This window comes from Paenibacillus sp. 3LSP, assembly GCF_032465655.1.
GTDB classification, from domain to species: domain Bacteria; phylum Bacillota; class Bacilli; order Paenibacillales; family Paenibacillaceae; genus Fontibacillus; species Fontibacillus barengoltzii.
Genome location: NZ_JAWDJI010000033.1, coordinates 1 through 356 on the forward strand (window position 1 = coordinate 1; position 356 = coordinate 356).

Annotated in this window: 1 protein-coding gene; it reads right to left on the reverse strand. The window is 54.8% G+C overall.

The genetic code is table 11. From position 1 onward, the window contains the following. On the reverse strand, window positions 1–314 hold a 314-nt coding region (locus RW092_RS01780), incomplete at its 3' end, for a transposase (RefSeq protein ID WP_316009347.1). Window positions 315–356 lie beyond the last annotated feature (42 nt).

Below are 356 nucleotides of genomic sequence, written 5' to 3' on the forward strand. Positions count from 1 at the left end.
GGGGAGCGAAAACGCGCAAAGGTTCCGATTTCAGCCGCAAGGGTAATGGCTGTAAGCAATCCAATCCCCCGTAGGGACTGAAGAGCTTGGATCAGAGAAGCCTTAGAACCGGTCGCAGCTTGCTGGACCAGTGCTTTTTCTAGGCGCCCCATGCGTTGCTCGATCTCATCCAAAGCATGAAGCATTTCGCTGAATGCCACGTGCATGGACTCATACGGGAACGTAAGCTGCCCTAACCAGACGCGATACTTCTTGGTCCAGCGACGCTTTATGGTGGCGGGTGGTTCAATCTGGTGACGAAGCAGGAATTTCAAGATCCGCTGACGAGCCCGGTGGGCATCTTCCTTGGCAGCTTC